This is a genomic window from Nocardia blacklockiae, assembly GCF_015477355.1.
GTDB lineage: Bacteria > Actinomycetota > Actinomycetes > Mycobacteriales > Mycobacteriaceae > Nocardia > Nocardia blacklockiae.
On the sequence record NZ_JADLRJ010000006.1, the window covers coordinates 307045 to 320178 of the forward strand.

Annotated in this window: 13 protein-coding genes; 7 read left to right on the forward strand and 6 right to left on the reverse strand. The window is 70.6% G+C overall.

Going from position 1 to position 13134, the window contains the following annotated elements; all coding sequences use genetic code 11:
• Nucleotides 1–23 precede the first annotated feature (23 nt).
• Nucleotides 24–689 carry a 4'-phosphopantetheinyl transferase Npt gene (gene npt / locus IU476_RS20835; RefSeq protein ID WP_195102717.1) on the forward strand — a complete coding sequence of 222 codons (666 nt, stop codon included), beginning with the start codon at nt 24–26 and terminating at the stop codon, nt 687–689.
• Entirely contained in the window at nt 689–1615 is a 927-nt protein-coding gene (gene truB / locus IU476_RS20840) for a tRNA pseudouridine(55) synthase TruB (protein ID WP_195102471.1), read from the forward strand. The genes npt and truB overlap by 1 nt, the downstream gene beginning before the upstream one ends.
• Nucleotides 1616–1687: 72 nt before the next feature.
• On the opposite strand, the gene IU476_RS20845 is transcribed toward truB, so the two are convergent.
• Genes IU476_RS20845 through IU476_RS20855 form a run of 3 tightly spaced genes read right to left on the reverse strand, consistent with a single transcriptional unit; the run spans nt 1688 to nt 3867 of the window.
• Entirely contained in the window at nt 1688–2386 is a 699-nt protein-coding gene (locus IU476_RS20845) for a GntR family transcriptional regulator (protein ID WP_195102472.1), read from the reverse strand.
• Nucleotides 2373–3116, reverse strand: a complete 744-nt coding sequence (locus IU476_RS20850; RefSeq protein ID WP_195102473.1) for an aspartate racemase/maleate isomerase family protein — start codon at nt 3114–3116, stop codon at nt 2373–2375. Before IU476_RS20850 ends, IU476_RS20845 begins: the two co-directional genes overlap by 14 nt.
• A 10-nt stretch (nt 3117–3126) precedes the next feature.
• Complete coding sequence (locus IU476_RS20855) at nt 3127–3867, reverse strand: maleate cis-trans isomerase family protein (RefSeq protein WP_195102475.1); 741 nt, start codon at nt 3865–3867, stop codon at nt 3127–3129.
• A 90-nt stretch (nt 3868–3957) separates the two neighbouring features.
• Between IU476_RS20855 and IU476_RS20860 the strand changes: the two genes are divergently transcribed.
• Nucleotides 3958–4923 (forward strand): D-2-hydroxyacid dehydrogenase, encoded by a 966-nt coding sequence (locus IU476_RS20860; RefSeq protein ID WP_438944041.1) that lies wholly within the window; start codon nt 3958–3960, stop codon nt 4921–4923.
• Between the two features lie 28 nt (nt 4924–4951).
• The gene (locus IU476_RS20865; protein ID WP_324194176.1) at nt 4952–6337 is read left to right on the forward strand and encodes an amidase; all 1386 of its coding nucleotides are present in this window, start codon (nt 4952–4954) and stop codon (nt 6335–6337) included.
• 125 nt (nt 6338–6462) lie between these two features.
• Here the strand turns inward: IU476_RS20865 and IU476_RS20870 are convergent, their stop codons facing one another.
• Nucleotides 6463–6960: a DUF3830 family protein gene (locus tag IU476_RS20870; RefSeq protein WP_195102478.1), complete on the reverse strand. Its 498-nt coding sequence runs from the start codon at nt 6958–6960 to the stop codon at nt 6463–6465.
• Between the two features lie 10 nt (nt 6961–6970).
• The gene (locus tag IU476_RS20875) at nt 6971–8212 is read right to left on the reverse strand and encodes an aspartate aminotransferase family protein (protein WP_195102479.1); all 1242 of its coding nucleotides are present in this window, start codon (nt 8210–8212) and stop codon (nt 6971–6973) included.
• A gap of 180 nt (nt 8213–8392) precedes the next feature.
• Here IU476_RS20875 and IU476_RS20880 point away from each other — a divergent pair, with 180 nt between their 5' ends.
• Together IU476_RS20880 and IU476_RS20885 are read left to right on the forward strand one after the other, a co-directional pair.
• Nucleotides 8393–9889 (forward strand): NAD-dependent succinate-semialdehyde dehydrogenase, encoded by a 1497-nt coding sequence (locus IU476_RS20880; protein WP_438944042.1) that lies wholly within the window; start codon nt 8393–8395, stop codon nt 9887–9889.
• 34 nt (nt 9890–9923) lie between these two features.
• Nucleotides 9924–10985: a tartrate dehydrogenase gene (locus IU476_RS20885; RefSeq protein WP_195102480.1), complete on the forward strand. Its 1062-nt coding sequence runs from the start codon at nt 9924–9926 to the stop codon at nt 10983–10985.
• 160 nt (nt 10986–11145) lie between these two features.
• Here the strand turns inward: IU476_RS20885 and IU476_RS20890 are convergent, their stop codons facing one another.
• Nucleotides 11146–11808, reverse strand: a complete 663-nt coding sequence (locus IU476_RS20890; RefSeq protein WP_195102719.1) for a metal-dependent transcriptional regulator — start codon at nt 11806–11808, stop codon at nt 11146–11148.
• Between the two features lie 258 nt (nt 11809–12066).
• Between IU476_RS20890 and IU476_RS20895 the strand changes: the two genes are divergently transcribed.
• A complete protein-coding gene (locus IU476_RS20895; RefSeq protein ID WP_195102482.1) occupies nt 12067–13035 on the forward strand; it encodes a bifunctional riboflavin kinase/FAD synthetase in 969 nt (322 codons plus the stop codon).
• The last annotated feature ends 99 nt before the right edge of the window (nt 13036–13134 follow it).

A 13134-nucleotide genomic window follows, 5' to 3' on the forward strand; every position in this document is an offset into this window, starting at 1 on the left:
CGGTCATCGAGGAGCGGGCGAGCATCATCGGCAGGATTCTTCCCGAGGGAGTGGCCACGGCCGAGCTGGTGCGGTATCCGGAGGAGCTGCAACCGCATCCCGGTGAGGAGCATCTGATCGCGAAGTCGGTGGAGAAGCGCCGCCGCGATTTCATCGGCGCCCGGTACTGCGCGCGGCAAGCCCTCGCGCAGCTGGGGGAGCCGCAGGTGGCCATCGGCAAGGGCGAGCGCGGCATGCCGCTGTTCCCGACCGGCGTGGTCGGCAGCCTCACCCACTGCGACGGCTACCGGGCCGCGGCCCTGGCGCACCGGCTGCGCTGGCGTTCGGTGGGCATCGACGCCGAACCGCACGACACCCTGCCCGACGGCGTGCTGGACTCGGTAAGCCTGCAGCCCGAGCGCGACTGGCTCAAGGGTGCGATTCCCGCGACCGGGTTGCACCTGGATCGGTTGTTGTTCTGTGCCAAAGAGGCCACCTACAAGGCGTGGTTCCCGCTGACGCTGCGCTGGCTGGGTTTCGAGGACGCCCACATCACCTTCACCATCGACGACACCGGCACCGCCGGCACCTTCCGCAGCAAGCTGCTGGTGCCGGGGCAGACCAATGACGGTGGGGCGCCGCTGATCTCGTTCGACGGGCGCTGGCTGATCAGCGACGGGCTGATCCTGACCGCGATCGCGGCGGGCTGATGGGCGAGCAGCGCACCGCCGTGGTGAACGCGCTCGGCGGACTGCTGATCGTCGACAAGGACGGCGGCATGACCAGTCACGACGTCGTCTCCCGGTGCCGGAAACTGTTGCGCACCCGCAAGATCGGCCACGCGGGCACCCTGGATCCGATGGCCACCGGCGTGCTGGTGCTCGGCGTGGAGCGGGCCACCAAGATGCTCGGCCTGCTCAGCCTCACCACCAAGGCCTACGCCGCGACGATCCGGCTCGGGCAGTCGACGGTCACCGACGACGCCGAGGGCGAGGTGGTCGCGACCACGCCCGCCGGGCATGTCACCGACGCCGAGATCGCTTCCGGCGTAGCGGCTTTGACCGGCGACATCCAGCAGGTGCCCGCCACGGTCAGCGCCATCAAGGTCGCCGGGGAACGCGCCTACGCCCGCGCCCGCGCGGGGGAGGAGGTGCAACTCGCCGCCCGCCCCGTCACCGTGAGCCGCTTCGACATCCTGTCTCGCCGCGACATCGACTCCGGCACAGGCTCTTTCGTCGACCTGGACGTCGAGGTCGAATGCTCCTCGGGCACCTACATCCGTGCCCTGGCCCGCGACCTGGGCGCCGCGCTGGCCGTCGGCGGCCACCTCACCGCGCTGCGCCGCACCCGGGTCGGCCCGTTCACCCTCGAGCACGCCCGCACCCTGGACCGCCTGGCCGACGACCCGAGCCTGAACCTCGACATCGATGCCGCCGCGCGCCTGGCCTTCCCGTCCCGCATCATCACCGCGACCGAAGCCGAATCCCTGCGCGACGGCCGCTGGCTCGACCCGGTCGGCATCGCGGGCACCCACGCCGCCCTCACCCCCGACGGCCACGCCATCGCCCTGCTCGAGGAGAAGGGCAAACGCTCATCCCCGGTCTTCGTCATCCGCCCCCGCGGCCTCATCGACTGACGGAACGGCAAGCGCGGGCATGACTCCGCGGCGTGACGGTGTGCTCGCCCTGTTCGGCGTGGCCCGATGCTCTCAGCTATGTGTCGCCCCGCGGCCGGTGGGCAGACCCGGGCCATATGTCACGCGCAGGCGCTCGACGGCGTCGTGCATGTGGTCGACGAGGAGTTTGCGGGCGCGGGCGGGGGCGCCGGAGCCGATGGCCTCGCGCAGGTCGGTGTGTTCCTGGACCTGTTCGAGGACGTCGGGGTAGGTGGTTTCCAAGGCGCCCAGGCACATTCGGGTCTCGATGAACAGGGTGCGGGCCGCGTGCGCGAGGCGCGGGCTGTCGGCGCTGGCCACCAGCGCCTCGTGGAAGGCCTGGTCGGCGTCGGAGACGCCCGCGGCGTCGCCGGCCTCGGCGCAGGCGCGCATCGCGGTGACGCTGGGTTCCAATGCGGTGTAGGCGATCTCGCGCCGCCCGTCGAGGATCAGCTCCAGCGCGCCGCCCTCCAGCGCGGTGCGGGCGCGGTACACGTCGAGCACGTCGTCGAGGGACAGTTCGATGACGAAGATGCCGCGGTGCCGGATGCTGTGCAGCAGCCCCTCCGACACCAGCCGCTGCATCGCCTCCCGCACCGGCCCGCGCGACACGTCGAACTGGGTGGCGAGGTCGGCCTCCACCAATTGCGCACCGGGAGCGAGGATTCCGCGCATGATCGCCGCGCGCAGCCGGTCGGCGATCATCTCCGCCGTGGATTGCCGGTTCACCGGCTCGAATTCAATGACCGACATGTAAGGACCTCTCCGCGAACAGCCTACCGAGTTGCGGTGCGACCGGTTCGGTCCCCGGCGGGTATCCGGCCAGCCGGATGCCCTCCCAGATGGTGACCTGATTCGCCGTCAGCACCGGCTTGCCGAGCGTGGCCTCCAGCTCCGGCAGCACCGCCACCGTGTGCATCGCGGTGTCGGGGATCAGCAGCGCCTGCGCGTCCGGATGATCGTTGGCCACAGCCAATTTCACCACCTGCTCCGGCTCCAGCGTGCCGACCTCGGCGGCGGTGTCGATGTCCGCGCTCGACATCGACAGCACCTCGATGCCCTCGGCCGCGAGGAAGTCCACGAACAGCCGGGCGACGTCGTCGGGATAGCTGGCACACACCGCGACCTTCGAGATGTCCAGCGCGCGAGCGGCATTGACGAAGGCGAAGCTGGTGCTCGACGCGGGCACCCCGGCGGCCTCGCGCAGCCCGCGCACCTGCTCGCGCGCGCCCTGCGGCCCGTACACGAAACTGCCCGAGGTGCAGGCCCACACGACCGCGTCCGGCCGCGCTTCGGCGAGCAGCCCCGCGCCCTCGCGCAGCCGCGCCGGGCTGCCCAGGTCCAGCAGTTCGGGCACGGCGTGCAGGTCGGTGCCGTAGATGTGCACCACCCGCAGCCGCGCGCCGAGGATCTCGGCGGCGCGGGGGTAGTCGTCCTCGGCGGCGTGGTCCGGGTAGATGAAGCCGATGGTGGGTGTCTGCATGGTGATTCCCCTAGAAGACGTCCTGGAGCCATTTGCCGGGCCCCATCATGGGCAGTTTCATGCGGCCCAGGCACGCCCACATGGTGAGCTGGTTGGCGGTGAGCACCGGTTTGCCGAGGGCCTGCTCGAGCGGTTCCACGAGGTCGTAGGTGGGCAGGTTGGTACAGCTGACGAAGATCGCCTCGGAGCGCGGGTCGTCGGCGTTGATGATGCGTTCGGCGATGGTGCGGTAGCTGACCTTCCAGATGCCGCCGCCCAGGCCCAGATGGTTGGAGCGGACCACCTCGCAGCCGGCCTCGCCGAGGAACTCGTGCAGCTTCTCGGTGAGGATCTCGTCGTAGGGCGTGATGACCGAGATCCGGCTCAGGTCCAGCTTGCGGATCGCCTCGATCAGCGCGCCCGAGGTGGTGACCGCGTCACGCGCGCCGGCCGCGCAGATCGTGTCGACCAGCGACTGCTCGTACTCCAGGCCCTTGATGAAACTGCCCGAGGTGCACAGGTAGGCGATCACCTCCGGATCCACGTGCAGCACATTGCGGGTGGCCGCGGTGAGGTGGGCCGCGTTCGACACCAGTTCGGCCATCGCCACCGACACCGGCACCGGCTCGTAGGGTGTGCGGGCGAGATGCAGGCTGACCTCGAGCGGGGCCCACCGCCACAGTTCGCGCTCGAGCGCCAGATCGAACGGCGCGATGATCCCGATACCCCGCTGCGCGACCGGGCCGTCGATCTCGGGAAAGTTGAGTTCCACTACGAGGGGCCCCTCTCGCGTTCAGCTGAATAATCCTCCGCACACGATCGGATTGTTGACAATCATACGATGTCTTTCTAGCCTGTCAATGTGGTTGAGGGCCAAATAGTCACCGTTCTTCACGATGGCACCAGGCCCGATGCGGGACTCATGCGCCCGGTGTCCGAGCGGGCCACGGTCCGCTACACCGAGTCCGAGGGTCTCGCCGATGCGCTGCATGGTGCCGACGTGTTGTTCGTATACGACTTCACCAGTACAGCGGTCCCCGGGGCCTGGCCGTCGGCGGACCGGCTGCGTTGGGTGCATGTGGGCGCCACCGGAGTGGACTCGGTGATGTTCGACGAGCTGATCGCCAGCGAGGTCGTCGTCACCAACACCCGGGGTCTGTTCGACGCGCCGATTGCCGAGTATGTGCTCGCGCAGCTGCTGAACTTCGCCAAGGACCTGCCGCGCTCGTGGCGTCTGCAACAGGAACACGACTGGCACCACCGGGAGTCCGAACGATTGTCCGGTGCCACGGTACTCGTGGTCGGCACCGGGTCCATCGGCAGGGCCATCGCCCGGCTACTGCGCTGCGTGGGCATGGAGGTCCGCGGGCTGGGCCGGCGCGCCCGCACCGGCGACCCGGATTTCGGCACCGTCGGCACCGATCTGCACGCCGAACTACCCGGGGCCGACTACGTCGTCGCGGTCGCGCCGCTCACGCCGCAGACCCGGCACCTGTTCGACGCCAGGGCGTTTGCCGCGATGAAGCCACACGCCCGTTTCGTCAACGTCGGTCGTGGGGAACTAGTAGTGACAGACGATCTCGTCGCCGCGCTGCGCACCGGCAGCATCGCGGGCGCGGCGCTCGATGTCGTCGATCCCGAGCCGCTGCCACCGGGGCACGCGCTGTGGGATCTGCCGAATGTCCAACTCACCCCCCACAACTCCGGTGATGTCATCGGATGGCGGCGCGACCTGGTCACCGTGTTCACCGAGAACTTCCGGAAGTGGATCGACGGCCGACCGCTGGAGAATGTGGTCGACAAAAGGCTGGGCTACGTGCCCACCTGAAAGGGAGTCAGTCATGGCCCACCCCGATATCGATATTCCGACCGAGCCGGCCGCGATGACGGCGGTGGAGTTGATCACGGCCTACTCGGCCGGTGCGCTGTCGCCGGTGGAGGCGACCGAAGCGGTCCTCGGCGCCATCGCCGAACGCGACGGCGAGCTGAACGCGTACTGCCTGATCGACGCCGAGCGCGCGCTGATGCAGGCCAAGGAGTCCGAGTCGCGCTGGCACTCCGGGCATGTGCAGGGGCTGCTGGACGGGGTGCCGATCTCGATCAAGGACATCTTCCTCACCGAGGGCTGGCCCACCCGCCGCGGCTCCACCTCGATCGAGCCCGATGTGCCGTGGCCCCTGGACAGTCCGGTCACCGCGCGGCTGCGCGAGGACGGGATGGTGTTCCTGGGCAAGACGACCACGCCCGAGCTGGCCTGGAAGGCGACCACCGACAGCCCGCTCACCGGCATCACCCGCAACCCGGTCGACCCCTCGAAGACCTGCGGCGGCTCGTCGGGTGGCAGCGCCGCGGCGGTGGCCGGCGGCATGGGACCGGTGTCGGTGGGCACCGACGGCGGTGGGAGCGTGCGCATTCCGGCGTCGTTCTGCGGCATCGTCGGGTTCAAGCCGACGCACGGCCGGATTCCGCTGTACCCGGCCAGCCCGTTCGGGCCGCTGGCGCACGCGGGGCCGATGACGCGCACGGTCGAGGACGCGGCGCTGCTCATGGACATCCTGTCGCTGCCCGATCCGCGTGACCCCGCCGCGCTGGCGCCTACCCTGTCCACCTTCCGCGGCGAGTTGCAGCGCGACGTGCGCGGGGCGACGGCCGCCTTTTCGCCGACGCTGGGTTATGTCGACGTCGACCCGGAGGTCGCGGCGGTGGTGGCCGCCGCGGTGCGGCAGCTCGAGCAGGCGGGACTGCGTGTCGCGCAGGCGGATCCGGGCTTCAGTGACCCGCTGGAGGCCTTCGAGCACCTGTGGGCGGCGGGCGCGGCGACCATGCTGTCGAAGTTCCCGGCGGGCAGTCGCGAGCGCGTCGACCCGGGGCTGGGCGAAGTTTGGGACCGCGGGGCGGAGCTCGACGCGGTGTCCTATTTGGATGCCCGCGCCGTGGCGGCCGAGGTGGGAATCGTCATGGGCGCCTTCCACACCGCCTACGACGTGCTCCTCACCCCGACCGTCCCGATCCCCGCCTTCGAGGCCGGCCACGACGTGCCGCCCGGCAGCGACTTCCGCAGCTGGCCGCAGTGGACGCCGTTCACCTACCCGTTCAACATGACTCAGCAGCCCGCGATCAGCATCCCCGTGGGCACCACGAAAGCCGGTCTCCCGGTGGGCCTCCAGATCGTCGGACCCCGCCACTCCGACGATCTGGTGCTCGCGCTGGCCCGGTTCGCCGAGGTTGTGCTCGCGGGCTGAGGGGGCCTCGCAGCGAAGAGGCGACCAAGAAGAGGCGATCAAAGAGCAAACCGCCGCGGGCCCAGGGGGCCCGCGGCGGTTATGTGTGGGGCGGGTGCCCGCGGCGGTTTTGTGTGTGGTGCTCCCTATTCCGCGCGGGCGAAGGCGAGGGTTTCGCCTTCTACGCCGCGTAGCCACAGGTTGTTGCAGGCGGTGGCCAGGTCGGGGAGGCCCTCCTCGATGGTGGCGAAGACGTTGCCGGGGACCCAGCCTTGGTCGCCGTTGATGAGGAGGTTGTTGCGGCCGTAGAAGAGGGCCAGGTCGGTGGCGCCCTGGGCGTGGTGGGCCGCCGAGCCGGGTTCGTAGCCGTAGGCCGGGTTGCCGATCTCCCAGGGTTCGAAGTCGAACAGGCAGACGTCGCCGGGAATCGGTGTGACGGTGGGGTTTTCGCGGTGCGGGGCGGCGGTGAGGCGGGGGACCAGCGTGTACACCTCGTTGCGGGCGTACTTGGCGTGGAAGGCGTCGCCCTCCTGGGGGAGCGCGTCCCAGACCGCGGCGCAGGTGAGCGGGGCCTCCTCGTCGAGCAGGCGGGCGCGGCACCGGACGCCGGCCTTGGTGAGGGTGATGGTGAGGTAGCGGGCCATTCGTCTCTCCCTACAGTTCGTCCAGCACGGCGGACCAGATGTCGAGCGCCTCGTCGACCTGCTCGGCCGTCACGATCAGCGGCGGGATCATGCGCACCACGTTGCTGTAGGCGCCGCAGGTGAGCAGCAGCAGACCCTTCTCGTGCGCCAGCCGCTGCGCGGTCGACGCCGTCGCGGTGTCGGGTTCGCCGGTGGGCGTGGTGAATTCGGTGCCGACCAGCAGGCCCAGGCCGCGCACGTCGCCCACGGCCTTGGTGGCGCGGGACCGCGCGCCGGCGAGCAGCTGCCGCCCGCGCTCGGCCGCATTGTCCACCAGCCCTTCGGATTCGATGACGTCGATGGTGGCCAGCGCGGCGGCGCACGCGACCGCGTTGCCGCCGTAGGTGCCGCCCTGCGAACCCGGCCACGCCTTGGCCATCAGCTCGCTCGACGCGGCGATGCCCGACAGCGGGAAGCCGCTGGCCAGGCCCTTGGCGATGGTGATGACATCGGGGCGCACGTCGAAGTGCTGGTGGCCGAAGAACTTTCCGGTGCGGCCGAACCCGGTCTGGATCTCGTCGAAGACCAGCAGGATGCCGTGCCGGTCCGCGCGCTCGCGCAGGCCTTGGAAGAAGCGGGTGTTGCCGGGGATGTAGCCGCCCTCGCCCAGCACCGGCTCGACGATGAACGCGGCGGTCTCGGCGGGCGCGCTGAGCGTGGTGAGCAGGTAGTCCAGCTCGCGCAGCGCGAAATCGGTGGCCTCCTCCTCGCTCCAGCCGTAGCGGAACGCGGTCGGGAACGGCGCCACGTGCACACCGGCCATCAGCGGGCTGAAACCGGCGGAGAACCGGGTGCCGGAGGTGGTCATGGTGGCGGCGGCGACGGTGCGGCCGTGGAAACCGCCGTGGAAGACAACGACATTGGGCCGGCCGGTGGCCTGGCGGACCAGCCGCAGCGCCGCCTCGACCGCCTCGCTGCCGGAGTTGGCGTAGAACACCGAATCGAGCCCGGCGGGCAGCACGTCGCCCAGGCGCTCGGTGAGCCGGAGCATCGGCTGGTGCATGACGGTCGTGTACTGGCCGTGGATCAGGGTGCCGACCTGGCGCTGCGCCGCCTCGACCACCTTGGGGTGGCAGTGCCCGGTGCTGGTGACGCCGATCCCGGCGGTGAAGTCGAGATAGCGGCGGCCGTCGGTCGCGTAGAGGTAGCAGCCCGCACCGTGGTCGACGGTGACCGGGGTGGCCTGCTTCAGGACGGGGGAGAGAGCCGTCATCGTGATCCGCCTTCCGGAGCGTGGGGTGGGGCGCTCGGCGCGGGGAGAACCGCGTCCGCACGGATTGTCTATTGTCGGATTGTCGACAATATGCATAACATGGCGGGCGGGGCCGCAGCAATGGGGCACCGTGGAAGGAACCGACCGCCGAACCGGCGGAGACCAGGTGAGGAGCACGCGGTGACGCAGATCGACACGATCGCGAATCGGGCCGGCGCGAGCCTGAGCCCGGACGAACGGGCCGCTGTCGACAGCGTGCCCACGGGCCTCTACATCGGCGGGCAGTGGCGCACGACGGCGCGCACCCTGCCGGTGACCGACCCCGCGACCGGGCAGGTGCTGTGCGAGGTGGCCGACGCCGCCCCGGCGGACGGGCTGGCCGCGCTCGACGCTGCCGCGGCCGCCCAGGCCGACTGGGCGCGCACCCCGCCGCGCGAGCGCAGTGAGATCCTGATGCGCGCGCACCGCCTGCTGCTCGACGACGCCGACCGGCTGGGCCTGATCGCGACGCTGGAGATGGGCAAGCCCCTCGCCGAGGCGCGCGGCGAGATCGCCTATGCCGCAGAGTTCTTCCGCTGGTTCGCCGAGGAGGCCGTGCGCCTCGACGGCGGCTACATGACCGCACCGGCCGGCGGCTCCCGATTCCTGGTGGCGCGCCAGCCGGTCGGGCCGAGCCTGCTGATCACACCGTGGAACTTCCCGATGGCGATGGGCACCCGCAAGATCGGCCCCGCCCTGGCGGCGGGCTGCACCTGCGTGGTCAAGCCCGCCGAGCAGACCCCGCTGTGCACGCTCGCCCTGGCCGACATCCTGGAGCGGGCCGGAGTGCCCGCGGGCGTGGTCAACGTGGTCACCACCTCGGATCCGGGCGCGCTGATGACGCCGATGATCCTCGACGAGCGCTCCCGCAAGCTGTCGTTCACCGGTTCCACGGCCGTCGGCAAGAAGCTGCTCGAGCAGTGCGCGCGGACGGTGATGCGCACCTCGATGGAACTCGGCGGCAACGCCCCCTTCCTGGTCTTCGACGACGCCGACCTGGACGCGGCCGTCGACGGCGCGATGGCCGCGAAGATGCGCAACATCGGCCAGGCGTGCACGGCGGCCAACCGGATCTTCGTGCAGCGCGGTGTGCTCGACGAGTTCGCGCGGCGGCTCGCGGCGCGGATGGGCGAGCTGCCGATGGGGCGCGGCACCGAGCCCGGCGTCGTGGTCGGCCCGCTGATCGACGCCGACGCCGTCGCGAAGGTCACCGGCCTGGTCGCCGACGCGCGCTCGCGCGGGGCGCGGGTGCTGCTCGGCGGCGAGCCTGTCGAGGGGCCCGGAAACTTCTATCCCGCAACGGTTCTGGTCGACGTGCCGGACGAGGCCGAGATGTGCCACACCGAGATCTTCGGCCCGGTCGCCAGCCTCACCCCGTTCGACACCGAGGAGGAGGTCGTGAGCCGCGCCAACGACACCCCGTACGGCCTGGTCGGTTACGTCTACACCGAGAGCCTGCGGCGTGGCCTGCGCGTGTGCGAGGCGCTGGAGACGGGCATGGTCGGGCTGAACCAGGGCGTGGTGTCCAACCCGGCGGCCCCCTTCGGCGGGGTCAAGGAATCCGGGCTCGGGCGCGAGGGCGGGCTCACCGGCATCGACGAATTCCTCGAGACCAAGTACATCGGTGTGCAGCTGTGAGATTCCGGCACCGCAGAATTCGAACGGAGCGCCGGTGAGCACCTACCGCATCGCGACCATTCCCGGCGACGGCATCGGCGTCGACGTGACCGCGGAAGCGGTGCAGGTCGTCGACGCCGTGCTGCCGGGGGTCGAGTGGACCGAATTCGACTGGTCCTGTGAGCAATACCTGCGCACGGGCGCGATGATGCCCGCCGACGGGGTCGAGCGGCTGGCCGCGTTCGACGCGATCCTGCTGGGCGCGGTCGGCTTTCCCGGTGTGCCCGACCACATCTCGCTGTGGGGTCTGCTGATCCCGCTGCGCCGCGCGTTCGGCCAGTACGTGAACCTGCGCCCGGTGCGGCTGCTGCCCGGCACCGAATCCGCGCTGCGCGACCGCACCGCCGCGGACCTCGACCTGCTCATCGTGCGCGAGAACGCCGAGGGCGAATACTCCGAGATCGGCGGCATCCACAATCCGGGGCGGCCCGAGGAGTTCGTGCTCCAGGAGTCGGTGTTCACCCGGGTCGGCTGCGAGCGCATCATCCGCTACGCCTTCGAACGCGCGCGGGAACGGAGGGGTCGGCTCTGCTCGGCCACCAAGTCGAACGGCCTGATCCACTCGATGCCGTACTGGGACAGCGTCTTCGAGCGCATCGCCGCCGACTACCCGGACGTGGAGACCCGGCAGATGCACGTCGACGCCTTGGCCGCCGAGATCGTGCTGCATCCCGACCGCCTCGACGTGATCGTCGGCTCGAACCTGTTCGGCGACATCCTCTCCGACCTCGCCGCAGCGGTCACCGGCGGGCTGGGCCTCGCGCCCTCGGGCAACATCAACCCGCAGGGCGACGCGCCGTCGATGTTCGAGGCCGTGCACGGCAGCGCTCCCGACATCGCGGGGCAGGGCATCGCCAACCCGGTCGCCCAAATCCTCGCTGCCGGAATGATGTTGGAGCAGCTGGGCGAGCACGGCCCAGCCGCCGCCGTCGACCGGGCCGTCTGCGAAATCCTCGCCGAGGGCACCGTCCGCACCCCCGACCTTGGCGGCACCGCCACTACCACCGAGGTCGGCACGGCTATCGCCAAGCGGGCCGGGGAGCTGAGCGCGGGCTGAGCCGCTCCGCACGAGTCCCCGGCGGCGATCTGTTCGGCGTGAGTGCCCGGAAGTGTCCTGTTGGGCGTGAGTGCCTGGCGGCGACATGTTCGACCGGGCGTTGTGGTCGGCGCGGGGGTCCGTTCCTCGGTGGCTGCCGCGCCTACCTGTCGTGCTCGGCTCAGTGTGTGAGCCAGATGGCCTCGGCGGCAGGGCTGCCCAGGTCCAGGGTGTGGTCGCCGATGCGGATGGCGATGGTGCCCGCGAAATCGCGGCGCTCCACCACCGTGATCGGAGTGTCCAGGGCGATGCCGACCGAGTCGAAGTAGCGCAGCATCGCCGGGTCGAAGTCGGAAATCCTTGCCACGCGGCCGGATTCGCCGGCCTGGAAGGCGCTGAGCTGGCGGGCGGGCGGCGTGGGGACCGCGCCGTCGGCCGAGGGGATGGGGTCGCCGTGCGGGTCGCGGTCCGGGTGGCCGAGTTTGGCGTCGATGCGGGCCATCAGCGTCTCGGTGACCGCGTGCTCGAGCACCTCGGCCTCGTCGTGCACCTCGTCCCAGCCGTAGCCGAGCTCGTTGACCAGGAACGTCTCCAGCAGCCGGTGCCGGCGCACCATCGCCACGGCCGCCCGGCGGCCCTCCTCGGTGAGCGTGATCGACCCGTACCGGGCGTGCTCGACCAGACCCTGATCGGCGAGCTTGCGCACGGCCTCCGACACCGTCGACGCCGAGACGCCGATGCGTTCGGCGAGCAGCTTCGTCGACACCTTCTCCTGCGACCATTCCTGCGCGGTCCAGATCACCTTCAGGTAGTCCTGGGCGACCGACGACAGCACCGGCGCCAGATTGGCCTCGCCGCGCCGGGCGGCCGCACGCTCGGCGGCGACGCTCGGTTCGTGTGTCGCGGCGGGACCGGCCAGCTCGCGGCGGGTGGCGATGTCTCGTTTTCCGGGCACCTTCCGAGCTTAGCCGGGGGAACGACCGGTCCGGAGGAGGCGGCGGATGACGCGAGCGTGACCACCCGCGAAGCCCCGCACCACGCCGCTGTGAACAACCGCACCGCCGAATGCTGTCCGTGACCGGGCTTGCGTAGGCTGCCGGGTGTGCAGAGATGGCGAAGTCTCGAGGACATGCCCCCGGACTGGGGCCGGTGCGTGCTCACGATCGGAGTGTTCGACGGTGTGCACCGCGGGCACGCCCAGTTGATCAGCCGTGCCGTGAAATCCGCCGCGGTCCGCGGCGTCCCCTCGGTGCTGATGACCTTCGACCCGCACCCGATGGAGGTGGTCCGGCCGGGTTCCCATCCCGCGCAGCTGTCCACGCTGACCCGGCGCGCGGATCTGGTGGAGGAACTGGGCATCGACGTCTTCCTCGTGATGCCGTTCACCCAGGACTTCATGAAGCTGACCCCGGCGCGCTACGTGCACGACCTGCTGGTGGAGAAGCTGCACGTGACCGAGGTCGTGATCGGCGACAACTTCACCTTCGGCAAGAAGGCCGCCGGCACCGTCGAGACCATGCGCGAGCTCGGCGGCCGGTTCGGGTTCGAGGTCGACGGGGTCAAGCTGGTCGGCGAGCACGCGGTCACGTTCTCCTCCACCTACATTCGCGCCTGCGTGGACGCCGGCGACATGGCCGCCGCGGCCGACGCGCTGGGCCGCCCGCACCGGGTCGAGGGTGTGGTCGTGCACGGCGACGGCCGCGGCCGCGAACTGGGCTTCCCGACCGCCAACGTGGCGCCGCCGATGCACGCGGCCATCCCCGCCGACGGCGTGTACGCGGGCTGGTTCACCGTGCTCAGCCCCGGCAAGACGGTCGGCACCACGCTGCCCGGCAAACGGGCCATGGCCGCGATCTCGGTCGGCACCAACCCCACCTTCTCCGGCCGCACCCGCACCGTCGAGGCCTACGTCCTCGACACCGACGCCGACCTCTACGGCCAGCACGTCGCCGTGGACTTCGTCGAGCACATCCGCGGCCAGAGCCGATTCGACTCGATCGATGCCCTGGTCACGGCCATCGGGCAGGACGTGGCACGCACCCGCGAAATCCTCGCCGCCGACGGCGGGTAACGACGCCCCATCGCGCCCGTCATCCCGGCCGCGCCCTGTCATCCCGGCACGCTTTCGGCCGGGATCCACCGCGAGATCCCGGCCAAAAGCGTGCCGGGA

Excerpts from the sequence above, each read along its gene's own strand:
- truB (WP_195102471.1), top strand. The coding sequence starts at position 689 with ATGGGCGAGCAGCGCACCGCCGTGGTGAACGCGCTCGGCGGACTGCTG.
- IU476_RS20845 (WP_195102472.1), bottom strand. The coding sequence starts at position 2,386 with ATGTCGGTCATTGAATTCGAGCCGGTGAACCGGCAATCCACGGCGGAG.
- IU476_RS20850 (WP_195102473.1), bottom strand. The coding sequence starts at position 3,116 with ATGCAGACACCCACCATCGGCTTCATCTACCCGGACCACGCCGCCGAG.
- IU476_RS20870 (WP_195102478.1), bottom strand. The coding sequence starts at position 6,960 with ATGGCCCGCTACCTCACCATCACCCTCACCAAGGCCGGCGTCCGGTGC.
- IU476_RS20875 (WP_195102479.1), bottom strand. The coding sequence starts at position 8,212 with ATGACGGCTCTCTCCCCCGTCCTGAAGCAGGCCACCCCGGTCACCGTC.